The sequence below is a fragment of the Microbacterium sp. NC79 genome (genome assembly GCF_019061125.1).
Lineage (GTDB): Bacteria > Actinomycetota > Actinomycetes > Actinomycetales > Microbacteriaceae > Microbacterium.
In genome coordinates this window covers 141,373-165,838 of the sequence record NZ_JAHQYI010000003.1, presented here as the reverse complement: position 1 = coordinate 165,838, position 24,466 = coordinate 141,373, and the positions used below count along the sequence as shown (strand labels likewise).

Genomic DNA, 24,466 nt, shown 5'->3' with positions numbered 1-24,466 from the left:
GTGGTGGGTCGGCGTCGCTTGGGCGCCGACCCACCACTCCGACTTACTTCGTCAGGACGATTTCGTTGAAGACCTCGTCGTTGACCGGGCTTGCCGGGAAGCTCTCAACACGGTCGCTGAATGCGAGCGTCGGAGCCGGGTGTGCCAGCGGCACACCGGGGACGAACAGGGCAACCTGCTCGTTGATGTCCTCGTACAGAGCGGTCTGCTCGTCGAGGTCAGCGATGCCACGCGCCGAGTCGAGAGCAGCGAACAGCTCGGGGTTGTCGAAGCCCCACTCGTTGCCCTTCTGGCCGAAGAAGACGCCAACAAAGTTGTCGGTGTCGTTGTAGTCACCCGTCCAGCCGAGGAGGTGGATACCGTGCGTCGAGGTTCCGGTGGTGAGGTCGAGGTAGTCAACCCACTCGTTCGAAATCGGCGTCGTCTGGATTCCGACCTCTGCCAGCTGCGATGCCAGAACGGTGAAGATCTGCTCGGGGTCTGGCATGTACGGACGCGAAACGTTGACCGGGTAGTTGAAGTCAAGCTTCAGTGGGTTGGCTTCGGTGTAACCAGCCTCAGCCAGCAGAGCCTTAGCCTTCTCCGGGTCGTAGTCATACGTGGTGATGTCGTCGTTGTAACCGTTAACGACCGGCGGCATGAACTGCGTTGCCTTCTGGGTTCCCTCCGGGAGAACCTGCGAGATCAGCGCATCCTTGTCGATCGCGTAGGAGAGTGCTTGACGAACCTTGATGTCTTGCAGCTCCGGGATCGCCTGGTTGAACGCCAGGTACAGGATCGTGAACGGCGGGCGCGACACCATGTTGTAGCCGGCGTCTTCGAGAGCCTTCGCGTCTGCGGGGCCGACGAGGTCGTAGCCGTCGATGGAACCAGATTCGAGTGCCTGACGGCGAGCCGTCGGGTCATCGATCACGCGGAAGATGATCTCCTTGATCTGGCCCTTGTCTCCCCAGTAGTCCTCGTTGGCAACGAGGGTCACGTTTTCACCCGGCGACCATGATTCGAACTTGAACGGACCGGTTCCTACCGGGTGTCCCTTGCCGTATTCCGACATCGTCGGCGCCTCAGCGGTGCCTCCCACGTCGTCAGCACCGAACTCTTCCATCGCCTTCGGCGACTGCATCGAGAACGACGGCAGGCTCAGCGACGGCACGAAACCGGCGAAGGGCTTAGCCAGGGTCACGGTGACCGAGTAGTCACCGTCGGGGGCGCAAGACTCGTAGACAGCAGTCGACGGGTCAGATGCGTAGCCCTTGTAGAGCTTGTTGTAGTAGTAACCGAGAGCCTCGGACGCTGCCAAGCCCTCCCAGTTGTACCAGCGGTCAAAGTTTGCACAAACGGCTTCAGCGTTGAAGGGCTCGCCGTCGTGGAACGTGACGCCCTCCTTCAGCTTGAACGTTGTGCTGAGACCATCTTCTGCCGTCTCCCAGCTCTCTGCGAGCAGGGGAGCAGCGTCGGCCGTTCCGGGTACTGTGCCGACGAGACCTTCGAACACCTGACGCGCGACGCGGAAGGTTTCACCATCCTGTGCGAACGCGGGGTCAAGCGTTGCTGGGTCACTCGACGCACCAAAGACAAAGGTGCTGTCAACGCCACTGTCGCCGCCGTCACCGTTCGAGCCACCGGTGTCGCCGCGCTCGGACTGAGCGCAGGCGCCCAGGGCAAGCGTGATGACAGCTGCACCCGCGATGACCGCCGCGAGGCGTCCTCGTGATTTTTGCATGTTGCTGTGGATCCCTCCTGATGCGCCTCTTCACGCACCACCTTGAGTGACTACTGAACCTACCGGGCGCTCGGTCCGAGCGCTACCAAAGACACCGAAGCGATATGTTTTTGCACATAGTGCGTGACACACCGCATCAATAGAGTGTTGGCATGCACTGGCAAAGCGATGTCTCCGTCGGCGATTGGATCACGCCGCGCCTCAGCGCGGATTGGTCGGCTGACCGCTCGATGCACATGGTGGTGCCGCGGGGATTCGAGGCGTACGCCCGCATTTTTCACCCAGCGACGAAGCGCACCCTCCCCGGTGGCGTGGTTCCGTCTGCCGACGAGATGGTCCGCCTGTCAGACGCAGACGCGGAGCGCGTGATCGCGAAATACGTTGACTCGCGGGTGTCGTGGGGCGAGGTCGCGGAGGCGTTCGGAACCACGATGCATGCGATGGCGCAGTGGCATGCGGTGACGCGGGCGACCGATCCGTATCAGCGAGCACTCAGTGCGGATGGTGCTGAATATACCGGGGGCGAGCAGGGGTTCTTGGAGCCTGAGTTGCTTGCGGCGATCGTGCAGACGGCTGTCGAGCACACCGCAACCCCGCGCTCGGGTTTTGCTGCGGTCTGGGCTGGTTGGGGCGATCTTGTCGGCGTCATGCGCCCAATTGATGGTGCTGCGCGTGGTGAGTCGCCGCACGAATCGTTTTTGGGTCGTATTCGCCGGTCAATGATGAACAACCCGTATGGCAAGGAGGTGTGGCTGCCGGGGATCGTCGCAGATGACGCGTCGCGTGGCCCACGTTTCGAGTTGCCGCAACGCGAATACGTGTTGTTCTCGGCTTCACCGGGAGTTTTCACATACCCGACCTGGCAGGAGTCGGTGCTGTGGCAAGACCCGCATCACACGTCGCACACGCATGGACCTGCGCTACTCTGGCCCACTGATCAGGCGTGGATTGTGGTGAGCGAAATCGACTGGGATTCCACCGTCATTGGCGGTAGCGCCGAACTCATTGCCGCGCTGGTTGCTGATTCGCGATTGGAGACGTGGGAGTTGGCGGCGGAGGCCGATCTGACGGCCGACGCCGACACGATCAACGGCTGATTTTCAGCCACGTGACTACGATCAAATCGTAGGGGGACACACATGACACGTGATCAACGCTGGGCTCGCGGCCCGCTGCATCCAGAACTTTTGACCGGGCCGATCAGCCCGGAGTGGACGGCGGAGTTTCGCAAGACGCCCGGAGCACCGACGAATAACTCCCCACTCTGGGCGACGGGCGGCCTCCTGTTTGGCGGCTTCGCTGGCCTCGTGATGGGCGCGGCAATGAGTCATTCGAACGGCTCGGCGGCGATTGGGGCGACAATCGGCTTTGCCATCGTCGGTGCGCTCATCGCTGGCGGGATCGCGTGGTTGACGTACAGTTCGCAGTTCAATCAGGCACTGCACCTGTGGGCGTTCGCGCGCGCCAATGACCTCACCTACGTTGGCAAGCACACGGGTAAGTACAACGGGATGCTGTTTGACGTGGGTAGCGGACGCATGCACACCAGCGTCTTGCGGACGAGATCGGTGCGTCCGGTCGAATTTGGCAACTATCAGTACACGACGGGCTCCGGGAAGTCACAACAGACGCATCAGTGGGGTTATGTCGCGGTGCGACTGGAGAATCTTCTTCCCCACATCGTTCTCGATGCCGAGGGCAACAGCGGATTCTTTGGTTCCAATCTCCCGATTCGCTTTGATCGGGATCAGCATCTGAGTCTTGAGGGCGATTTCGATCGGTATTTTCGCCTGTACTGCCCGTCGGGTTACGAGCGCGACGCTCTCTACCTGTTCACCCCTGACGTCATGGTGCGCTTCATCGACAACGCCGCCGAACTCGACGTCGAAATCATCGATGACTGGGTGTATTTCTACTCGAAGCGCCACCTCGTGACGCTGGAACCACATGTATGGGCGTGGATGTACTCGGTGATTGATTCGTTCTTGACGAAGGTGGATCAGTGGGAGCGCTGGCGCGACGACCGGTTGCGTCTGCAAGCTCAGAACCCGGTTACCGGAACCACGGCTCCGGCTGGGTTTGCGGGTATGGTTCCGCAGACTCCCGCAGTCGGTGCCCCCTCCGGTGCTCCGGCTGCTCAGCCGACGGTGGGCGCCGCAATGGGCATGACGTTCACGCAAGCCGCACAGGCCGCGCCCGCGGGGGTTCGCCCACCGAACCCGTACCTCGGGCCCACGGGGGTGGCTCCTCAGGGACGACGCCTGCGGCGCGGCGCGAACTGGGTGTCGATACTGATCGTCGTGGTCGCGATCATCGGCTGGGTGCTGATTCAGGCCGTGCGCTTCTAGATCAGACCGAACGCGGTCGTCTCGGCGTCGGTGAGCATCCGTGAGCGGATGAGGCCCTTTGCAGAAGGCTTCGGAGGTCATCATCTGCCATTTTTTTCAGTGCCCCGCCTAATCCTACGGCAAGCGCGCCGGCATCCCACCATGCATCTACGTCGCTAACGCGTACGCCCCCCGTAGGAACAAGGCACAAGTCAGGAAGTGCTTGTCGAACATCGCGTACGATATCGGGGCTCCACGCGCTTGCCGGAAACACTTTGACTGCTTCGGCGCCGAGCCGTACTGCGAGCACTGCTTCCGTCGGAGTCATGGCGGCAGGCATCATCTCCATTCCACGAGCGTGAACAGCCGCCACGATATCGGGGTCCAAGATCGGCGACAAGCAAAAAGCAGCGCCGGCGGCTGCGACGTCAGACACCTGCCGAACCGACATCACGGTTCCGGCTCCCACGAGCACATCTGGATGGTTCGAGAACTCGTCAATCACACTAATCGCGCCGGGCGTCGTTAGCGATACTTCAATAACACGCGCACCTGCGGTCAATAGTCGAGCCATGGCCTGCCGCGCAGATTCCTCCGATCTCTCGCGGACGATAGCGACAACTCGCTGCACTGGCAGCTCTCGAACGAGGTTCTGGCGCCGAATGCTGTTCACCGAATCACCACCGATTCGGCATGCATCGGTATCTCTCCCTTATAAGGAAGCCCGGCGGTATCGCCCGAGCAAGCCACGACGCTCGAGGCAATCCGAATTCCCCGCTCAACAGCCTCAACCGAACCGAGCCCTGCGAGCATGCCGGAAATCATGCCCGACGCGAGCGCGTCACCTGCGCCAACGGTGTCAATCACCTGTGTCGGAAATGCCGGTAGCTCAACCTGTCTGTGCGCTTCGACCAGGGTAGCCCCCTTGCTGCCGTGCTTGACCACGATTGTGCGAACCCCGGCGAGCAGGAGATCCTCGACGCTGACGCCCAAGTTATCGAGCTCGTCATCACCTGCGAGCACCACATCTGCGCTACGCAGGAGTGGAACAGTCGTGCGCCGCCATTCTTCGACAGCACCGAGACGAACCCGGATGTTTGGGTCGAATACAATAACCGCTCCTGCCGCCCGCGCTTCACTCATGAACTTTTCGCAGAACTCACGCGCGGTTGCGGAGATCATCGCTGTTATCCCGGAGATGAACACAATCCGCGCGTCGTTCAGCGCATCAATTCCAAGGTCACTGGGAGATAGTCGAGAACCAGCGCTCCCGTTGCGGTAATAGGCGACCGAGGTTGTCCGCCCATCGCGCGCACGATCGCGCACGATGATACCGGTTGGCTGCTTTTCATCGATCGTCACCAGCGCCTGCACGCCTTCGGCACGGATTGTCTGCAAGACACGGTCACCGAGCGCATCGTTACCAACTCGGCCGATGAAACATACATCGTGACCCTGTCGCGCAACCCCAACCGCAACATTTATCTCAGACCCCGCGATCTCGATATCTAGCCCGCGGGTACTGCGCAACGGCAACTCATCCTCGGCCAGAAATAGGCACATCGCTTCGCCTGCTGTTACAAGACTCACGTCAGCATCACCCCATGAGATCCAATAAAAGCGGCGTCCACATCGATGCCTATACCGATACCATCCGGGATCAAAACTGTTCCGTCTGGTTCCAGGGCCATTTTTCCCTGAGTAACCCCATCGCTGAGATCGCTCTGCGCAACGTTGAACTCGACCCAGTTGGCTGTCGGCAACGATGCCAAGAAGTGCAGGCTATAGCCATGCAGCAGGTCTGTCAGCCAAGAGTGCGTGACGATCTCACATTGCTCTCCGACGCTGGCCGCGAGTTGAAGCGCCGTCGTCAACCCGCCACACCGTGAGAGGTCTGGCTGGACAACGCTCAACGCGTTAGTCGCAAGCAGTCGTTCAAATTCCCACCGGGTGGCCTGCTGCTCTCCGGCAGCGAATCGGATCTCCGGATGACGGTTCGCATGGATCGCGTAGGTCTCCAACTCGTCCGGATGAACGATATCCTCAACCCAGTGCGGCGAATAGTCCGCGACAAGATCGAGCATTTTATCTACCGCGGCGGGCTCCCGGAGCATTGCCCGGCCATTGATTGTGACGTACCAGCCGGGGTCAATCATGAGTGACTGTCCACCAAGGTTTTCACGGATAGCGTCGAGATTCGCGCGATCAAGGCCCGGGTCAACGCCAAAGCCACCCCACCCAAACTTCACACCCTGAAAGCCGAGGTCACGATATCGTCGCGCCGCCGCCGCGTTGCCCTCCGGTGTGCTCCGAAACAATGTGGAGGCATAGGCCGGGAGACGGTCGCGACGTCGCCCACCGAGCATCTCAGCGAGCGACAGGCCGGCCGCTTGCGCGGCGATCGACCACAGGCAGTTGTCAATCGCTGAGATGCACTGCATGACGACGCCGCGCCGCCCGTAGTACGCGCTGTCCAGGTACATGTCCTGCCACCGCGAGTCAATGTCAAGGGGATCGGTTCCGACCAGAATCTCGCGTAGGGTTCGAAACCCTGCACCGCCCATACTTTGTCCGTCGATTACCGCGGCACCAACTGGGCCCAGCGTCTCGACATCAGCCCAGGCTTCGAGTCCCTCATCCGTTCGCACGCACACCAACAGTAGATAATCGCCTTGATCGGTGGCTTCCTCTGCTTCTGAGTGAGCGCCGTAAGTTTGTGTCCCCTGCAGCAGGTGCGCGGATACGTCGGTGATTCTCATCGCTCGACCTCGGACCCCGGCAGGCTGTCAGGCCACGGGATCCGTCGTTCGGAAAGACAGGGCCGAAATGCTTCGGCGGCATCAACCAACATACGAGCACCGTTTCGTCGATCTTCTTCAGCGACATCGTCGGCATAGTCACGGCCACGCATATGCTTGAGCACACCCATCTGACTCACGTGCAGACGGATCAGACGGGACTTCTCTGTGGATATCGCTTCTGTCAACGGCACGAAGTGCGTTGCTTCATACCCGTATCCATCGCCTGGCGACATGTGAAATATTCCCGGGGGACGCCTAAGCGGTGCGGTTCCTGGCGCAAATGAGCCGAGGCTGGTGAAGAGTGCTGCGTCAATCACCGCGCGCGCCGTGGCAACGTGGTCTGGGTTGTAGTCCGACGTCCAGTGCGTGAATACGACATCGGCTTCGAGCGTGCGGAGAACACCGACCAGTTGATTCCTCAGTTCAAGGTCGGCTACAGCGGCCCCATCCCCACGATCTAGGCAGTGGTAGTCGGCACCGATGACGGCGCACACGCTGCGCATCTCACGGTCGCGCACGGCCGCCACATCCGCCAGCGTGCTCTCATCAGTGAAGGGCAGGCCTCGGTTACCGTTGGTCACGCAGACTATCGCGACCCTGTGTCCTTCGTCGCGATAGCGTAGCAACGTGCCCAAGCACCTCATTTCATCGTCCTGGTGGGCAATGACAACAACAACATTCATATGGCTTCTCCCGGCAGCGTAGCGAGCGAAGCTCCGAGCGCTCCGTCGACAGCCAATCGGGCCCCCGAGACATAATCAGCGTCGGAAGAGGCAAGAAAAGCCACAGCCTTCGCAATATCGTCAACGGCTCCTGCGCGGCCCATCGGCAACTGACTTTGCCGACGTTTCAACTGCTCTTCGCCATACAACTGAACTTCACCCGATGTTTGCGTCCAGCCCGGCACCACTTCATTGACGCGGACCCCGTGGGGTGCCCATTCGTGCGCAAGCGTCTGTACTAACGATGCGGTTCCAGCCTGCGCCAAGTTGTATCCAAGGGTTCGGCTAAAGGCATGCTTGGCGTGGAGCGATCCGATCATGGTGATGCTGCTACCGGCACCCAGGAGGCCTGCCGTGAAGAGATACTGCGCAAGCCCAAACGCGGCCAATGGCCCGGTTTCAAAACTCCGGCGCACGCTCTCGACTGAGATCGATGACGCTGGCTCGTGTTCCTCGAACGCGACGGCATAGATGAGACTGCGCACATGCGCGGAGACGGGGGCACTCACTATTGAAGCAAAATCTGCGTCAGTTGCATCGGCTACAACAGCGACCGCCGAGATTCCCTCATCGTTGAACTGCCGCACCGTGCGAACAAGTGCCGCTCCATCACGATCGACGCAAACGACCAGGTCCCCTTTGCGTGCCACCGACCGCGCGCATGCTGCGCCGATGTCGCCGCCCGCCCCGACCACGATGATGGACTCAAGCACCTTGAACCGCCTCACGGAGACGGTCGACCAGGCGATCCACTTCATCCAGCATTTGCGGGTCGATGTCTTGATCCGCCGGTTGACGCATGAAGTCCGACCTGAATACACCCTGGCGCACGAGGTTGCGTTTCTCGATGGCTACGAAGGTATCGAGACTCGTCTGAAGTGACACAATCTGAGCCAACGGGCCACCAATCCGGTATGCCGCGGCATAGTCTCCCCGCTCAAGTGCGTTCCAGAGCGGCACGAGAGCCCACACCAGGTCACCGGCAGGCATCGTGCCAATCGCACCTCGTCGGTAACTATCGATGAGGTAGAGCCCGCCTGTTCCCTCAAACACACGTGCGGCGCCATCTGTTGCGTCACGAAGTTGCGTGAGGCGCGGGCCGATTGGGTGCGCCTCCGGTTTGAATGAGACGCGATCGCCCAGTTCAACTTGGAGGCGACGCTGCAAATCAATGCTCAATGGTGCGCCCACATACCCACTCGCATCCTGAACAACTAGCTCCACCTCTGCCGCATTTGCAATGGCGACGAAATAGCGAAATAGCGAATCATCATCGACACGGAACAGCGTGGGCGGTGCTGCCATGACCGCAGTCGCCCCCGCATCACGCGCCACCAACGAGTGCCGAATTGCAATGTCAATGGACTCAGCACCCACGCTGAGGACACAGTCACCACGGCCCATTGATCGCCGCGCTACCGCTGCCGAAATGGCGTCTCGTTCCTCCGAGGACAGCCGCAACAGTTCCGAAACCATTGCGAAAACCACACCGTTTGCGCCGTTGGCAAAAAGCCAATCAATTTCGGCGTCAAGCGTGGCGTAGTCAACCGCTCCGGACGCAGTGAAAGGAGTTTGAAAAACCACTTGAACGCCGGACAACCGGCCACGGGTGGTAGGTAGGTCGATTGACGGAACAGTGATAGACATCGGCGTCTCCTTCTGACGAAAAGCGAATTGAAGCGGAAGGGTCTATTTCAGACCGAGAAGAGTAAGGGAGTCTCGCGCACAGAGAGCATCAATATCGCGATCTGTGATTGGCGCAATGCCAAGCTCGCGGCAAATGCGAGCACCGTTTCGTAATCCATCGATGCACTGTTGCACGGTGGAGAACGGGAAGTCGGACCCGAATAGCAGTTTGTCGAATACCCGATACTCAAACGCAGAAGCGAGGGACTGAGCAAACTGCCAAGGTCGGGTGTCGAGTGCTGACACATCCATGTACATGTTGGGGTGGCGACGAATTACGCTGGCGGCCTCTTCCGCCCATGGATGTCCACAATGTGCGATCACCATGGGGAGATCGGGAAATCTTCTTGCGACCAGATCAAGGTCAAGCGGCCGAGCGTACTCGGCGATAGCGGCCGGGGTAAATGTCGTCCCCTGGTGCCAAATAATGGGCAGTCGATACTCGTTCGCGACCTCGAGCAATGCCAGCGCGCGGGCGTCATGAGCGTGAAAATGCTGGTACGTCGGGCCAAGCTTCAACCCGCGGAGTTTTAGGTTCTCAACGGCGTATACGAGGCGGTCCCGAGCGTCTTTACGAGTTGGATTGACGCTGGCAAACCCGATCAAGTTATCGTGTCCAGCAACCGTTTCGGCAACGTATTCATTGTCGACTACAACGCCTACGGGTTCCGCGTCGAATGCCAACACGATCGAATGCCCCGCGGCGGTAGCTGCTTGAGCGTGCTCGTCGAGGTCGACGTCCCAACTCACCTTGCCCCACGCGGCAACCTCATCCGAAGCCAACGGGTCGTGCACGTGCACCCCGTGTTGACCAATGTGAGTGTGGACATCGACGGTCACAAGTGGCTCTGTCATTGCGTCTTCTCCTCGGCCTTGGCAGCAGCCGAAATCTCGCGGGATGTCTCTTGGAGCCTTGCGACAATCTCGGCAAGGCGTGCCTGAATTCGGTGGGTGGGCCCACTGACGCTCAGCGCGTGGGTGACCTCGCCGCCAGCAGTACGCACAGGCACACCGACGCAGGTCAACCCGATTTCAAACTCTTCATCGTCAAGCGCGTAGCCACGCTCCCTAACGTCACCGAGGTCCGTGATCACCGCGTCAAGAGTGATGATGCTCTTCGCCGTGTGCCGTACGGGCGGATCCTTCTCAAACAGCTCACGGACCCGCGACTCTGGCATCCACGCGAGGATGCACTTACCCAGGCTTGATCCGAACCAATCGTCCTTCTCGCCGAGCATGGCGCCACGTCGGATGGAACGGCCGCCCTCGAGCGAATCAATGATCACCACATCACCGCGATGCTCTGTCGCAATATTGACGGTCTCGTCGAACTCTGCGAGGAGACGGCGCATGAGCGGGAGCGCCCTACCTCGCATCGGTCGTGCCGTCTGAGCAGCAGCGCCAATCGTCACGAGTGCGACACCCAACGAGTAGGTTTTCGCGTCTTCGTCGCGCTCAAGCCACCCACGTGCGACGAGTTCACGCAAGTACCTAATTGTGGTGGCCGGCTCAAGGGAGCAAGCACTGGCCACTTCGGTAAGGGTTTGGCGCGATTGCGCCAGGAAGGATTCGACAATTGACATGAGACGATCTGAACTCTGCGACATAGTCTTACTCGCTGTCTACATGGGCAGGTGGATAAGGACGCACGGATGGCACCGCGTCAAGGAGCTCCCGCGTGTAGGGGTGCTGAGGATTATTGAAGAGTGTGTCTCGATCAGCTTGTTCGACGAATTCCCCTTGCCGCATCACTGCTACGCGGTGGCAACTTTGCCGCACCACACTTAGATCGTGCGAAATGAACAGATAGGTGAGGCCGAGATTTGCTTGCAGATCTGCGAGCAAATTGAGTACGGATGCTCGCACCGACGTATCCAGTGCGGAGACAGCCTCATCCAAAACGATGAAAGAAGGAGATAACGCCAAGGCGCGGGCAATAGCAACGCGTTGCGCTTGCCCGCCGGAAAGCTGGGTGGGAGTGCGCGATACGAGGGCGGCTGGGATTCTGACCAAATCCAAGAGTTCGTCTACACGCTGTCTTCTCGAATCTGCATTGCCCCAACCATGTGCGCGAAGCGGTGCCTCAATGATCTGACGAATGTCATGTCGGCGATTCAGCGATGTGTGTGGGTCTTGGAACACCACTTGAATGCGGCTTCGCAGTTTTCTCATTGCACGATGGTTCTGCTCCCAGATATCAATGCCATCAAACATCACGCGCCCCTCATCAGGGCGGAGTAGTCCAAGCACGATTTGGCTAAGCGTCGACTTTCCTGACCCAGATTCGCCAACAACTCCAAGCGTTTGGCCGGCAAAAATATCAAAACTGACGTTGCTGACGGCGCGTTTCGGGGCGCCGGAGCGCCGGAAGGTCTTCGAAACTCCCGTGACCGATACAACCGGGCCAGCCGATGCGGCCGCTGCGGTCGGCACTGATACGAGTGGTGACGTCATGATCGAGCCTCCTCGATACGGATGCAGCGTGCCGCGGAATTAGCGTCAACAGCGACGAGAGGGATTGGGCCTTGCGAGCACGCTGGCACCGCAATGGGGCACCGTTCGCGGAATGCACAGCCCTCATCAAAGTCGCGCGGTGCACGGGGAGCGCCCAAAATTGAAGGGAGCCTTGTGCCGACCGGTGTTTGCAGGTCAAGAGAAGCCGCGAGCAGCGCTTGGCTATACGGATGAGAAGGTGCGCTAAGGAACGACGCTGTCGTGGTCATCTCCACGATCTGTCCGGCATACATCACGGCTACACGATCGCAGAACCCAGCGACGACGCCCAGATCGTGGGTGATTAGGAGCACCGCAGTTCCACGCTCGTTGGCTAGCCGGTCGATAAGCTCCATCACTCGAGCCTGTGTAGTGACATCGAGTGCAGTCGTGGGCTCGTCACAAATGAGTAGTTCAGGGTCGCTGGACAGTGCCATTGCAATCATGACGCGCTGACGCATGCCGCCCGAGAACTCGTGAGGGTAAGCGTCGCGGGCTGACATCGGTTCGGAAATTCCCACCTCCTCCAGGAGCGCTAGGGTGCGCTCACGGGAGGCGGCACGAGACACGGATCGGTCATGAAGCCGAATCGCCTCTTCGAGTTGGGATCCGATGGTCATCAATGGGTTAAGTGCTGCACCCGGATCTTGATAGATCATCGCAATGCGACGACCTCGAAACCCGTTCAGGGCTCGGCGAGAAATCCCGGTCAAGTCGTTTCCATCGATACTGATGGAGCCGCCCGTGATCTTGGCCGGTAATTCCAAAAGCCGCATGATGCTGAGGGCGGTTAGCGACTTACCACTGCCAGATTCCCCCACAAGCCCCAGTCGCTCGCCTCGATGGAGCGCGAGCGTCACTCCACGGAGAAGCTGAAGGTGCGCTGTTCCCACGCTTAGGTCCTTGACATCGAGTACAACCGTCATTGCGTCGCCTCCTTCGAGCGATTTCCTCCGCGGTCAGCGACAAGATTTAGAAGCAACACCGTCATGAGCATCGCGACGGCCGGCCAAACGATGTACAGCGGGTGGGAGAAGAGCTGGCCGTAGCCCTGCTGCATGAGGACTCCCCATGACATGGCGGGTGGTGGTACGCCAAGTCCGACAAAGCTGAGGCTCGCCTCGAGAATCATGGCACTGGCAACGTTGATGGCAGTCTGCGCTAAGAGGCCCGGCAACGCGTTAGGGAGAACTTCGGTGAGAAGAACGCGTGGTGTGCTCGCACCGTAGGCCCGAGCTGCTGCCACATAGTCGAGACGAAGTTCTTCGAGCAGCGTTGCGCGCGCCATACGAGCGGTCGATGGTGCCAGCAGGAGGCCGATGATGAGAATCAGCGACAGAATTGAGGCCCCGAAACTTGCGACACAGAGCAGGGCAAACAAGATTTGCGGCACTGCCATAGAGATGTCTGCAAAACGCATAAGCAGCTCGTCTGCCCACCCCTTGCGTAGCGCTGCCACCGTTCCCCATATGGTTCCGACAACGAATGCAACTGCCACCGCGCCGAAGGAGACGCTGAGGGAAATCTGCCCTCCAACGAGTACCCGCGCGAACATGTCGCGGCCGATTTCGTCAGTGCCGAACCAGTGGTCCCAGCTGGGTGGGGCGAATGGGTTGGAGTTGTTGACCTGATCGGCTGCATGCGGAAGGAAGGTAGGGCCCACGAAACAAGCGAGAACAACAAGCGCCAGGAGGAGCGGAACGAGAGGCTGTCGCCATCGACGTTTTGGTGCGAACGGACCGGTGCGGATGACGCTGGTGATGGTGAGCTCAGCCATTGGACACCTTCAATCGGGGGTCGAGGCGATATATGAGAAGGTCAACGAGGAGCGCGACAAGGATGAACATCGCCGCGGCGAACAAGACGGTGGACTGGAGTACGGCGTAGTCGCGTCGAAACGCAGCTTCGATCGACAACGTGCCGAGTCCCGAGATTCCAAATGCGTATTCGACGATGACGCTGCCGCCGAGCGTGTATCCGAAGATCAAACCGACCATCGTCAAGCTGGGGATGCTGGCGTTCGGCAACGCGTGCTGCAACACGACCCGAGTCGCAGAGCCGCCCTTGCCTGCAGCCGTGCGGCTGAAGGGGGAGCGCAGCGCATCGTTCAGTGTGCTACGGAGGTGTCGAAAGACGAGCGGGCTCGCGGCGACGGTGAGGGCGAGCGCGGGGAGGATCATTCGCGACAAGTTGCCGATTGGATCCTCAAAGAAGGGAACATACCCACGTGCGGGGAGCAATTTTAGTGTCACCGCGAACACGATGATCAAGATGATTCCGGCGATGAACGGCGGGAAGGCCATTCCGACGGAAGAGAAGAAGGCGATGGTTCGGTCGGCGAGCCCGTGGGGCCGACGCGTTGCCAGGATCGCTGCGGGAACAGCGATCAAGACCGCGAGGACTACTGTCATGACGGTCAGCTGCAGCGTGGGCCACATTCGGGTGGAGATGAGCTCCGCAACCGGCGCATTGCTGAAGTAAGACATTCCGAGGTCTCCTGTGAGAGCACCCTTTACCCATCCCAGGTATTGGAAGATGAGCGGATCCTCGAGCCCGGCTTCCTCGCGAAGCCGGTCCAAAGTTTCTTGTGTCACTCCGGGTGACGCACCCAGTCGTGCGAGGACCGGGTCGCCAGGGAGGGCACGCAGGATGACGAAGATCAGAATTGACGCGAGGAGCAGCATTGCTGCGCTCGTGGCGATCCTCCGAAAAACGTAGGCCATGTCAGTTCTTTCCAGTCATCCTGCGTGCGATGGGTTCAGTCCGAGAGCTTTGCATTCTCGAAGTGCGGTGTACCTCCGCTGTCGACCCAGATTCCCGTGACTGATCCAGTTGCAGCCGTCACCGTCGTGAACTGAACCGGTACGTAGATTGGTACCTCCTGGTTCATGAGTTCCTGAACCTTTGCCCACGCCTTGTTCTGCTCAGCGACATCTCCCGTAGTGATCGCCGAGGCGTACAGGTCGTCAAACTCCGTGCTGTTCCAGTTGCATTCACAACGCCCTGACTGCAGGAAGAGGAACAGGTCGCTCGGCACCGCTTGGTAGGACTGGAAGTTCGGAACCACCATGTTGGGATAGGTCTGGCCGGCGGGATAGAACTTCGACGGCCACGTCGCGATATCGGTGTTCTGGATATCGAGCGTGATACCGATCTCCTTCAGGCTCGCCTGCAGGATTTGGGCACTAGTGTTCCACTCCGGGTAGGCGTTCGACGCACCCCACCAGATGATTGAATCGCCCTCCTTGATGCCGGCTTCGGCAAACAGCGACTTGGCCTTGTCAAGGTCGTAGGAGTAGTCCGTGAGGTCACCGCCGAACGCGGGGTTGTTCTCCGTAAGCGGGTTGTTCGTCGGTGAAGTCACTCCCTGGCCGTAGTACGCATTCGCAAGAATGGCGTCACGGTCAATGGCGTAGGCAAGCGCTTGGCGAGCGCGTACGTCGTTGAAAGGCGGCGACGTCATGTCGACTTCCCAGCTCACGTACTGACCGATCAGTTCGGGAGAGATCACCTGGAGTGAGCCCTCTCCCTCGATCGAGGCGACCTGCGAAAGCGGTACTGACCACACCACGTCGAGGTCACCAGACTGCAGAGCGGTGACCGCTGCGGAGGAATCGGCGGCCTTCACGAGGTCGATCTCCGTAATGGCTGGCTTCTCGCCGAAGTAGTCCGGGTTGATCGTCAGCAGCAGGTGATCGTCTGTGACGAACTCCTTGACCATGTACGGGCCCGTGACGGCCGGCTTAGTTGCCAGCTCGTCGATGTTTTCTTTGTCAACAACTTTGACCAGTTCAATCGACTGGGGGAAGAGTGCGTTGGCCGCGTCCAGCGTGAAAACAACCTCGGTTTCGGACGTTGCGGACACGCTCTTGATCGGTGCGACATTGTTCTTGAGCTGCGTGGCCGTGTCAGGATCCTGGTAGTACGCAATCGTGTCAACGACGGACTGCGCCGTCAGGGCGTTACCGTTCGAGAACTCAACTCCAGACCGAAGCTTGAACGTCCACGTCATCAGGTCGTCGCTCGACGACCACGACTCAGCAAGATCACCTTCGATCTCGCCCTGAGCATTTGTCTTAACGAGCCCGTTCCACATCAGCCCAAACAAGACCTGTTCCCAGGCGTTTGTCTTCACCACCGGGTCAAGCGTGGTGATAGCGGCCGACGCACCAACGGTAAGCGTTGTAGTTTCTGATCCAGATCCAGACTCAGATCCAGAATTCGTAGATCCACTCGCACTACATCCACCCAGCAGTAAAACGCTGGCGGAGAGTGCGACGAGGGCGGAATGTTTCTTCATGCTTGCCTCTCGGTTATTTCAATGGGTGGAATGCCTGTTCAGTCAGTGAACAATATCTCCACCCCAGTTGCAAGCATTTTTTGCCTTTCCTTCGACGAGTTCCGCGACGCGAAACCCAAAAGTCTTTCTCGAGCCTCTTGTGGCCAGCGAAGGTTTGCCCGTATCGTCCCGTTACACAGGCTGAAAGAGACTTCCATCTAATGAAAGGCATGAGAATGTCCAGTCAGACCGCAACCCCTTCAAAACAGCGACGAATCGCACGATTGACAACCGCGTGCTCCGCCGCGTTACTCGTCGCCAGTTCCCTGACGTTTGCGAGCCCCGCAGCCGCTGCGACCAACGTCAACGTCTACGCATTCGGTGCAATTGGCGACGGAACGACCAATGATCGGCAGGCAATCCAAGACGCCATCGACGCGGTTGCCGCCGCAGGTGGTGGCACCGTCACGCTGCCCGGAGGCACGGCGACGACGCCCGCGGTCTTCCTGTCTGGCAACCTCGTACTCGATTCGCACGTGACGCTCGAAATCGCCGCCAACGCAGTCCTGAAGCAGAGCCAGAACACCGCCGACTACGCCAATACTCCGCAACTTGGCCGCGTCATCCCCGGAAGCACCATCGCGTTCATCACGTACCTTGATCAGAACTATCCGTTCATCTACGCCGGCAATGAAACCGATGTTCACCTTGCCGGCGACGGCGAAATCGCCCTTACGCGCAACGGCGGCGACTCAACGAGCATCCTCACGCACGGCGTGGGATTGTTTGAGGTCTCGAACTACTCCATCAAGGACGTGACGATCTCCGGTGCCTCCGCGTACAACATCACTGTGCGTAGCACTGACAGTGGGGAGATTTCGGGCGTCACGACGACGGCACCCGCGACCCTCAACTCCGATGGCATTTCGATCATGAACAGTTCAGATCTCGTTGTTCACAACAACGATCTGACGACGCTCGATGACGGCATCTACGTGTGGGCCAGCTACGACGACCCTCGCCGCAGCGCATGGTGGAACTCTGACACTCCCACTCCGAGTGACAACATCGAGATCTACCAGAACGTGGTGAATAACCAGGCCACGAACGGATCGCATGGTTTCTTGTTCATTAACTGGACAGCGGCGGCACCCGATAAGTCCGCCGTCGAGATCTCCCGCGTCAACGTACACGACAACTCCTTCACGGCGACGTACCCCATCGGTGCCCTCAATCAAGACATTTATCACTCGTCGATTGGCGACAAGACGCCAAGCAAGTGGCTCCGTTTCGTGGACAACGATCTGTTCATCACCCCTGGTTCCGGCGGGTCACTGAGCACGGGCTTAGCAGGCATGGCCACGACCGATCTCGAAACCGATGCCCCGACGGTCTACAACTTCGCCACATCGAGCAACGCGACAGGGCTCTACAACAACAACTTCGACGGCGGCAATGCGTGGCCGACCCAGGTTGGTTTGTCGTTCTGGTCAACCGAGGGTGCAACCGCGGCAGTCTCGGTCGGCCCGACGGGACGATACGCCACGGTGCCCAGCTACAACACCGGTTATGCGAGTGTCACGCAGGGGATCTACCTCGCCGCTGGCACCTACTCACTGACGGTCGATGTCAAAACGACCGGCACACCCTTCCGGTTGCTGGCAGTGCAGGCCTCGCCGCTCACGACCGTGGCATCGAGCACAACAACCGCCACGGCATGGACCACCGAGACCCTTAATTTCACGGTTACAACGCCCGGCAACTACCGCATCGGGGTTGACAATGTTGGGTCGGGTTGGGGGCCCAGCGACAGCGCAAGCGTCGATAACGTAACCCTCACCAAGACCAGCTGAAACTTGGGGGGTGCCGAATGGTCCCCGGCGCCCCCATGCTCGTTCTGCAAATAGCTTGTCCTACAGAACAGTTACGGTCGTCGCGTTACCGGAGACTCCGGGAGCAACCCGAAGTGAGCGATTTCGGCGTCGGTGAGCATCCGTGAGCGGATGAGAAACCGCTTGCCCGTCGGGCTTTCGACGCTGAAGCCGGCACCGCGGCCTTCGACGACGTCGATCGTCAGGTGCGTGAATTTCCAGTACTCAAACTGCGACTCAGACATGTACACCTCAATCGGGTCGAGCCCGTCAACATGCAACGAGCCCAAATGCACATCGACGGCGCTGAGCATGTACATTCCGACCGGATAACACATCGGGGCGCTGCCGTCACAGCACCCACCCGACTGGTGAAACATCAGCGGCCCATGCTGCGCGGTCAACTCCCGCAACAGTTCGGCTGCCTCATCGGTCACAGCCACCCGCGAAAACTCACTCATGACGGCTCCTTTGCCATACAAGCGGTTAAGGGTGGGAGCAGGAGCGGCCCTGCTCCCACCCTGGTTTGTGGGAGTCCATTGTTCACCCGAGCGCCGGTGCCAGGAAGGGGTTCAGGTTTTCCGGCGCCCGGGGAAATCGACGGTAGTGGGCTTAGAAGAAGCCCATCGGTCCTTCTGCGTAGCTGACCAGCAGGTTCTTGGTCTGCTGGTAGTGCTCGAGCATCTTCAGGTGGTTTTCGCGGCCGATACCGGACTGCTTGTAGCCACCGAACGCAGCGTGTGCGGGGTACTGGTGGTAGGTGTTGGTCCAGACGCGGCCGGCTTCAATCGCGCGGCCGGCGCGGTACGCGGTGTCACCCGATCGGCTCCACACGCCGGCGCCCAGGCCATAGAGGGTGTCGTTTGCGATCGAAATGGCGTCGTCGAAGTTCTCGAAGCTGGTGACGGAGAGCACCGGCCCGAAGATCTCCTCCTGGAAGATACGCATGTCGTTCGTGCCTTCGAAGACGGTCGGGGCGACGTAGAAGCCGTCGCTGAGGTCGCCGCCGAGGTCGACGCGCTCGCCACCGGTGAGGAGCTTCGCGCCACCCTCCTGACCAATTTGAATGTAGGAGAGGATCTTCTCGAGCTGGTCGTTCGAGGCCTGCGCACCGATCATCGTGGCGGGGTCGAGCGGGTTGCCCTGCACGATCTTGCCAACGCGTTCGAGGCCGTCGCTGAGGAAGGAGTCGTAGATCGACTTCTGCAGCAGCGCACGTGACGGGCAGGTGCAGACTTCGCCCTGGTTGAGGGCGAACATCGTGAAGCCTTCGAGTGCCTTGTCGTAGAACGCGTCATCCTGCTGGGCGACGTCTTCGAAGAACACGTTCGGCGACTTGCCACCGAGCTCGAGCGTCACCGGAATGAGGTTCTGCGAGGCGTACTGCATGATGAGGCGCCCGGTCGTGGTCTCACCCGTGAAGGCGATCTTGCGAATCTTCTTGTGCGATGCGAGGGGCGCACCAGCCTCAATTCCGAAGCCGTTGACGATGTTGATGACACCGGCAGGCAGCAGGTCGCCGATGATGTCGAACAGGAACAGGATCGATGCTGGCGTCTGCTCGGCCGGCTTCAGCACGATGCAGTTGCCTGCCGCGAGCGCGGGCGCGAGCTTCCAGACCGCCATCAGGATCGGGAAGTTCCACGGAATGATCTGACCGACCACGCCGAGCGGCTCGTGGAAGTGGTAGGCGACGGTGTTCTCGTCAAGCTGGCTGAGGCCGCCCTCCTGAGCGCGAAGCGCGCCGGCGAAGTAGCGGAAGTGGTCAATGGCGAGCGGAATGTCGGCGGCGAGCGTCTCACGAACGGGCTTACCGTTTTCCCACGTCTCCGCGACGGCGATCGCTTCGAGGTGCTGCTCCATGCGGTCGGCGATCTTGTTCATGATGTTTGCGCGCTGCGTGGGGGAGGTCTTCTTCCAGCCCTGGAATGCCTTCCATGCGACGTCGACAGCGCGGTCGATGTCTTCAACGGTGCCGCGGCCAACCTCACAAAACGGCTTGCCGTTCACGGGTGAAATGTTCTCGAAGTACTGTCCCTTGATCGGGTCGACCCATTCGCCGCCGATGTAGTGGCCGTAGCGAGCACGGTAGGTGGCGACGGATCCGGCCTGGCCGGGAGCGGCGTAGATGCTCGATACGCCTTCTTCAACAATGGTCATGAGCTGTCTCCTTTGACATCTGTGAGTGGAACCTGTGGCGATGTGAATCGCGTTGCACAGAAGGTACGTCGTGCAACGTTGCACAACCTTGCACGCGGCTCGACACCCGCCGAATGCCGCGGAAATTCCGGGGCTGCGGGGTCAGTGCCGAAGTTGCGGGTTCACTACCGCGGTGACTACTCCGCGGTGAGGCGTTCGATACGGCTCACGAGCATCGAGCGTTTGGGCGAGCGCGCAGGCAGCAGCCCAAGAGCGAGTTGCAGCACCTCAAGGTCATCGCGTCCGGCATCGGTGTCGGCGTATTCCAGCAGAACGTCGGCGCTCGCCTCCGCGATGAGAGCTTCACGCAGCGCGGTGCGCACGGTGGCGCGAAAGTCTTCCACCCCGGGTGAAATGGAGTCGGTGAGGACGTCGCCGACATAGGCCGCGAGCGCAACGCGGTGCGCACCGCGCTCGAGCAGCGAGAGCACCTGGTGCGCGTCGGATTCCATGATCGGCGTGAGGCGGTAGGGACGGGATTCCAGCTCGATAAATGGCGCGACCTTGGCCAAGACTTTGCGGAGGCGCACCATTTCGGGTCGCAACGTGTCGATACTGGTGCCCTCCCCGTATACGAGCTCGGTGAGGCGTTCGGCCGACAGGCCCTGCCGGTGAATCACCAGCATCAGCAGGATTTCAGCGTGACGGGTACCGAGCGGGGAGTGTGTGCTGACACCGTCACCCTCGACGGCGAGATAGGCGCGTTCCTGTCCGAGCACGCGCAGGTTGGCGCGCGCCGTGCGCGCGGGTGCGCGGCGCGGTGTTGCGGGTGACTGCTGCGGTTCGGCGCGGTGCCGAAGGCGCGCGACGAGCAGTTCCGACTCCACAGCCCTCGCCGTCGCGTCGACGAGAAGCTGGGCTTGAGGGGTGACGGCTTCGACGCCTCCGGTGACGTCGATGACTCCGAGGATCTCGCGCGTTTCAGGGTCGCGCACCGGGGCCGCCGTGCACGACCACGGCTGCACGAAGCGGTTGAAGTGTTCCGCGCCCTGAATCTGCACCGATTGTCCCAGCGCCAGCGCTGTTCCTGGTGCCGAGGTTCCGACCACCTGCTCTGACCAGTTCGCGCCAGCCACAAAGCCCATGTCGCTGGTGAGCGATTGGATGCCGTGGTCGCCCTCGACCCACAGCAGGCGCCCAGCGGCATCGCCGACAGCGACGACAACGCCGGAGGATGCGGCATCGCCCGGAACCAGGAGGGCGCGGATCATGTCGCGGGCTCCGGCGAGCGGGTGGTCCCGTCGGTACGCCTCAATCGCCTCGCGCGTGAACTCCAGCGGCGGCAGATCTTCGGCACCGACGGCCGACGCGAGGGAGCGGCGCCAAGATTCCCGCACAAGTTCACGCACGTCAAGCAGACGGGCATCGCCGAGATTGCCTGCGATGATCTCTTCGTGTGCACGTTCAATCAGCAGGCGTGATGTTTCGGGGGTCACACCGTGCGGCACTGCCCACTGTGAAGTCATGCTGTTCCTCTGCGAACGATGCCCTCCAGTGTACGCATGACGCTCGCCTGACGGCACCCGCTTACATCTAGTCAGGGGGTGAGCCGAAACGCACCACCTCAGCGAACGGCGCGTGCGCGAAGTGCCTCCGCAGCATCAGGGTCGAGCCCCGGCATGTCATCGACCGGAACCACGAGCGCGAGCAGAGCGCGGCTAAAGAAGTTGCGAGCACTGGCGGCGAGGGTGATGTCAACAATCTGCCGGTCGCTAAACCCGTGCGTTCGAAGCTCTGCAGAATCGGCGTCGGTCATCGTCGTCGGGGCAGAGCTGAGTTTGGCGGCGAAACGCATGATGGCCCGCTCAGCGTCAGTGAAGGCGCTGTCGTCATCGTGAGCAAAGCCGCGCAGACCGGCGGCATCAGTGAGTCCCGCGTTCACCGACTTTCGTCCGTGCGCGAGGAGGCAGTGGGCAGAGCCAATCGCACGGGCCGCGCCGAGTGTTGCGGCCTCGTAGTTGCGGACTCCGAGCGAAGGAACGAGGGCACGAATCAGCGACTCGAAGGCGTGATGTGCTTCGGGGTTGATTGCCATCGCCTGCGTGTAGGTGTGCACAAACCCGTCGTCAGACATGTCGGATGCATACATGTCGGCGGCGTGGCCCGTCACCTCAGCGAGGGTCGGGACGGTGATGATCATGCCAGGAAAGTACACCCGGACGGGACCTGGGAAAAGGGGGTCGCTAGCGCTGAGGGGCGTGCACGGGAAGGTGCAGAGTCACAACGGTGCCAGCCCCTTCTGCTGAGCGCAGGGCGACGCCGCCGCCGTGACGACGCAGGACCGTCGCGACGAGCGTCAGACCGATGCCGGAGCCGGCGATATCGCGCGCGTTTCCGGCCCGAGCCAGCTCATCAAACACGTGCGGTTGATCGGCGGCCCCACAGAACAACCGGCGATAGCCAGGGCGAGAACGCCCACACTGACTCCGGTCACAAGGCCACGCACTGTGCGAACAGCGCGAGATTCTGTGTTCATATGGCCAGACTATCGAGCCTTTGTTGCAACGCTGTCGCCGTCGTGTCGCAACTTTGCGACACGGTTACCCGGCCGTCACCTGCACGACGATAAGCCGCCGTGTGACCGCAGACGTGGTGCGCGAGGCGAAGCCAGCCTGCGTGTTCTTACGCGCGGGCGCTCCACCAATCGCGGAGGCGTTGTTCTGCGGCATCCTGGCCGATGATTCCCTCATCAAGGCGAATCTCCATCAAGAACTTGTACGCCTCGCCGACCTCGCGGCCAGGCCCGATGCCCAGGATCGTCTGAATCTGGTTGCCATCGAGTTCGGGTCGCAGCGAGTTGAGCTCTTCCTGCTCCGCAAGTTCATCGATGCGCTTTTCAATGTCGTCATATGCGCGAGCGAGGCGCGCCGCCTTCTTCTTATTGCGCGTGGTCACGTCGGCACGCGTAAGAATGTGCAGCTCGGCAAGCAGATCGCCGGCATCGCGCACGTAACGGCGCACCGCTGAGTCTGTCCACGCGCCCTCGGCATAACCAAAGAAACGCAAGTGCAGTTCGACAAGCTTCGCGACCGCGGCCGTCGTGTCATTGTCAAACCGCAGTGCCTGCAGACGCTTTTTCACCATGCGGGAGCCGACAACGTCGTGGTGATGAAAGGTCACGCCACCGTTGGGCTCAAGTTTGCGGGTGCGGGGCTTACCCACGTCGTGCAGCAGTGCAGCCAAGCGCAACGCAATATTTGGTTCCGCGTCACCAAACCGCTCTTTTTCGTGCTGGATCGCTTGGCGAAGAACCGTCAGTGAGTGCTCGTACACGTCTTTATGGTGGTGGTGCTCGTCAACCTCAAGCTGGAGTGCCGAAACCTCTGGCATGAACTCGTCGATGAGCCCCGACTCCACCAGAATACGAATGCCGCGCGACGGGTCGTCCGTCTGCAACAGGCGCACAATTTCAGACTGGATGCGCTCGGGCGACACGATGCTGATCGTGGCTCGCAGGGCAACGATCGCCTCGAGGGTCGGCTCGGCGACGGCAAATTCCAGTTGAGAGGCGAAACGGGCGGCGCGGAGCATGCGCAGCGGGTCATCGCCGAAGCTGATCTGCGGGTCGATCGGGGTGCGTAGCACACCGGCGACAAGGTCCTCAACGCCGCCTGTGGGGTCGACGAGCGTGACGGCCGGAACCTTCAGCGCCATCGCGTTGACCGTGAAGTCGCGACGGGTCAGGTCGGCATCGAGGCTGTCGCCAAAGGCGACGACGGGCTTGCGGGTGACACCGTCGTAAGCATCCGCGCGATACGTCGTGATCTCGACATTCTCGCCTTTGACACGTGCACCAATGGTTCCGAAGGCTCGTCCAATGTCCCACTGGGTCGTCGAAATGGGCGTTACGATCGCCAGAATTTCGTCTGGCAGCGCGTTGGTGGTGAAGTCGAGGTCGTGGGTCGGGCGCCCAAGCAGAGCGTCGCGAACCGGACCACCGACGAGGGCAAGATCTTTGCCTGCACCGGCAAAAGCCTCCGCAACCGTAGCGACGACGGGTGAGGTTGCGACTGCTTGAAGGCGCGCGAGACCCTCCACCATGTTCAGCATGCTTCGAGCCTACCGAAACGGCGCTGAACAGATGATGACTGCGGGCTACACCTGGTCGTTCGGCATCTGCGTTTCGGTGCGAGTCACACGATTTCCGGACGCAGGGTCAACCTGCGTCGAGGAAACACTTGACGACGAGCGACGGCTAAACATGACGGCAAGTCCGATGATGAACATCAGCGCGCCTGCACCCATCATGATGTACCCGACAAGATTGAGGTCGACCCAGTCGACCTCAAAGTTGAGTGCGAATGCCAAGATCGCGCCGACGACGAAAATGAAGATTCCGAATCCGATGGTCATGCTGCCTCCTCT

At 60.5% G+C, this 24,466-nt stretch carries 24 protein-coding genes; 3 read left to right on the top strand and 21 right to left on the bottom strand.

What is annotated here, in order from left to right; genetic code table 11:
• Nucleotides 1–43: 43 nt before the first annotated feature.
• Nucleotides 44–1,723, bottom strand: a complete 1,680-nt coding sequence (locus KTJ77_RS13260) for an ABC transporter substrate-binding protein (protein ID WP_217339027.1) — start codon at nt 1,721–1,723, stop codon at nt 44–46.
• Nucleotides 1,724–1,875: 152 nt separating this feature from the next.
• On the opposite strand from KTJ77_RS13260, the gene KTJ77_RS13255 reads away from it, so the two are divergent.
• Both KTJ77_RS13255 and KTJ77_RS13250 read left to right on the top strand, forming a co-directional pair.
• Nucleotides 1,876–2,820: a hypothetical protein gene (locus tag KTJ77_RS13255; RefSeq protein ID WP_217339026.1), complete on the top strand. Its 945-nt coding sequence runs from the start codon at nt 1,876–1,878 to the stop codon at nt 2,818–2,820.
• A 42-nt stretch (nt 2,821–2,862) separates the two neighbouring features.
• Nucleotides 2,863–4,071 (top strand): hypothetical protein, encoded by a 1,209-nt coding sequence (locus KTJ77_RS13250; protein ID WP_217339025.1) that lies wholly within the window; start codon nt 2,863–2,865, stop codon nt 4,069–4,071.
• Nucleotide 4,072: 1 nt separating this feature from the next.
• On the opposite strand, the gene KTJ77_RS13750 is transcribed toward KTJ77_RS13250, so the two are convergent.
• The 13 genes from KTJ77_RS13750 to KTJ77_RS13185 are packed head-to-tail and all read right to left on the bottom strand — an operon-like array spanning nt 4,073 to nt 15,890.
• Nucleotides 4,073–4,681 (bottom strand): bifunctional 4-hydroxy-2-oxoglutarate aldolase/2-dehydro-3-deoxy-phosphogluconate aldolase, encoded by a 609-nt coding sequence (locus KTJ77_RS13750; RefSeq protein WP_217339024.1) that lies wholly within the window; start codon nt 4,679–4,681, stop codon nt 4,073–4,075.
• 38 nt (nt 4,682–4,719) lie between these two features.
• Complete coding sequence (locus KTJ77_RS13240) at nt 4,720–5,613, bottom strand: sugar kinase (RefSeq protein WP_254367864.1); 894 nt, start codon at nt 5,611–5,613, stop codon at nt 4,720–4,722.
• A gap of 23 nt (nt 5,614–5,636) precedes the next feature.
• A complete protein-coding gene (locus tag KTJ77_RS13235; RefSeq protein ID WP_217339022.1) occupies nt 5,637–6,809 on the bottom strand; it encodes a mandelate racemase/muconate lactonizing enzyme family protein in 1,173 nt (390 codons plus the stop codon).
• Nucleotides 6,806–7,534 (bottom strand): PIG-L deacetylase family protein, encoded by a 729-nt coding sequence (locus tag KTJ77_RS13230; protein WP_217339021.1) that lies wholly within the window; start codon nt 7,532–7,534, stop codon nt 6,806–6,808. Before KTJ77_RS13230 ends, KTJ77_RS13235 begins: the two co-directional genes overlap by 4 nt.
• A complete protein-coding gene (locus KTJ77_RS13225) occupies nt 7,531–8,286 on the bottom strand; it encodes an SDR family oxidoreductase (protein ID WP_217339020.1) in 756 nt (251 codons plus the stop codon). The genes KTJ77_RS13230 and KTJ77_RS13225 overlap by 4 nt, the downstream gene beginning before the upstream one ends.
• Nucleotides 8,279–9,220, bottom strand: a complete 942-nt coding sequence (locus tag KTJ77_RS13220) for a dihydrodipicolinate synthase family protein (RefSeq protein WP_217339019.1) — start codon at nt 9,218–9,220, stop codon at nt 8,279–8,281. Before KTJ77_RS13220 ends, KTJ77_RS13225 begins: the two co-directional genes overlap by 8 nt.
• A gap of 42 nt (nt 9,221–9,262) precedes the next feature.
• Nucleotides 9,263–10,114 carry an amidohydrolase family protein gene (locus KTJ77_RS13215; protein ID WP_217339018.1) on the bottom strand — a complete coding sequence of 284 codons (852 nt, stop codon included), beginning with the start codon at nt 10,112–10,114 and terminating at the stop codon, nt 9,263–9,265.
• Complete coding sequence (locus tag KTJ77_RS13210; protein WP_217339017.1) at nt 10,111–10,842, bottom strand: IclR family transcriptional regulator; 732 nt, start codon at nt 10,840–10,842, stop codon at nt 10,111–10,113. The genes KTJ77_RS13215 and KTJ77_RS13210 overlap by 4 nt, the downstream gene beginning before the upstream one ends.
• 28 nt (nt 10,843–10,870) lie before the next feature.
• Complete coding sequence (locus KTJ77_RS13205) at nt 10,871–11,713, bottom strand: ABC transporter ATP-binding protein (RefSeq protein WP_217339038.1); 843 nt, start codon at nt 11,711–11,713, stop codon at nt 10,871–10,873.
• Nucleotides 11,710–12,678, bottom strand: coding sequence for an ABC transporter ATP-binding protein (locus KTJ77_RS13200; RefSeq protein WP_217339016.1), 969 nt, complete (start codon nt 12,676–12,678; stop codon nt 11,710–11,712). The genes KTJ77_RS13205 and KTJ77_RS13200 overlap by 4 nt, the downstream gene beginning before the upstream one ends.
• Nucleotides 12,675–13,529: an ABC transporter permease gene (locus KTJ77_RS13195; RefSeq protein WP_217339015.1), complete on the bottom strand. Its 855-nt coding sequence runs from the start codon at nt 13,527–13,529 to the stop codon at nt 12,675–12,677. Before KTJ77_RS13195 ends, KTJ77_RS13200 begins: the two co-directional genes overlap by 4 nt.
• Entirely contained in the window at nt 13,522–14,475 is a 954-nt protein-coding gene (locus KTJ77_RS13190) for an ABC transporter permease (protein WP_217339014.1), read from the bottom strand. Before KTJ77_RS13190 ends, KTJ77_RS13195 begins: the two co-directional genes overlap by 8 nt.
• A gap of 35 nt (nt 14,476–14,510) precedes the next feature.
• Complete coding sequence (locus KTJ77_RS13185; RefSeq protein ID WP_217339013.1) at nt 14,511–15,890, bottom strand: ABC transporter substrate-binding protein; 1,380 nt, start codon at nt 15,888–15,890, stop codon at nt 14,511–14,513.
• A 377-nt stretch (nt 15,891–16,267) separates the two neighbouring features.
• Here KTJ77_RS13185 and KTJ77_RS13180 point away from each other — a divergent pair, with 377 nt between their 5' ends.
• On the top strand, nt 16,268–17,884 hold the full coding sequence (locus KTJ77_RS13180) for a glycosyl hydrolase family 28-related protein (RefSeq protein WP_302180759.1): 1,617 nt from the start codon (nt 16,268–16,270) through the stop codon (nt 17,882–17,884).
• Between the two features lie 71 nt (nt 17,885–17,955).
• Here KTJ77_RS13180 and KTJ77_RS13175 read toward each other — a convergent pair whose 3' ends face one another.
• The 7 genes from KTJ77_RS13175 to KTJ77_RS13145 form a co-directional block, all read right to left on the bottom strand.
• On the bottom strand, nt 17,956–18,363 hold the full coding sequence (locus KTJ77_RS13175; protein ID WP_217339011.1) for a DUF779 domain-containing protein: 408 nt from the start codon (nt 18,361–18,363) through the stop codon (nt 17,956–17,958).
• A 151-nt stretch (nt 18,364–18,514) separates the two neighbouring features.
• A complete protein-coding gene (locus KTJ77_RS13170; RefSeq protein WP_217339010.1) occupies nt 18,515–20,062 on the bottom strand; it encodes an aldehyde dehydrogenase family protein in 1,548 nt (515 codons plus the stop codon).
• Between the two features lie 176 nt (nt 20,063–20,238).
• Complete coding sequence (locus KTJ77_RS13165) at nt 20,239–21,567, bottom strand: GAF domain-containing protein (protein ID WP_217339009.1); 1,329 nt, start codon at nt 21,565–21,567, stop codon at nt 20,239–20,241.
• Nucleotides 21,568–21,665: 98 nt separating this feature from the next.
• The gene (locus tag KTJ77_RS13160; protein WP_217339008.1) at nt 21,666–22,241 is read right to left on the bottom strand and encodes a carboxymuconolactone decarboxylase family protein; all 576 of its coding nucleotides are present in this window, start codon (nt 22,239–22,241) and stop codon (nt 21,666–21,668) included.
• Between the two features lie 43 nt (nt 22,242–22,284).
• Nucleotides 22,285–22,491 (bottom strand): ATP-binding protein, encoded by a 207-nt coding sequence (locus KTJ77_RS13155; protein WP_254367839.1) that lies wholly within the window; start codon nt 22,489–22,491, stop codon nt 22,285–22,287.
• Nucleotides 22,492–22,723: 232 nt separating this feature from the next.
• On the bottom strand, nt 22,724–24,151 hold the full coding sequence (locus KTJ77_RS13150) for a CCA tRNA nucleotidyltransferase (protein ID WP_217339007.1): 1,428 nt from the start codon (nt 24,149–24,151) through the stop codon (nt 22,724–22,726).
• Nucleotides 24,152–24,196: 45 nt separating this feature from the next.
• Nucleotides 24,197–24,454, bottom strand: a complete 258-nt coding sequence (locus KTJ77_RS13145; RefSeq protein WP_217339006.1) for a DUF6458 family protein — start codon at nt 24,452–24,454, stop codon at nt 24,197–24,199.
• Nucleotides 24,455–24,466 lie beyond the last annotated feature (12 nt).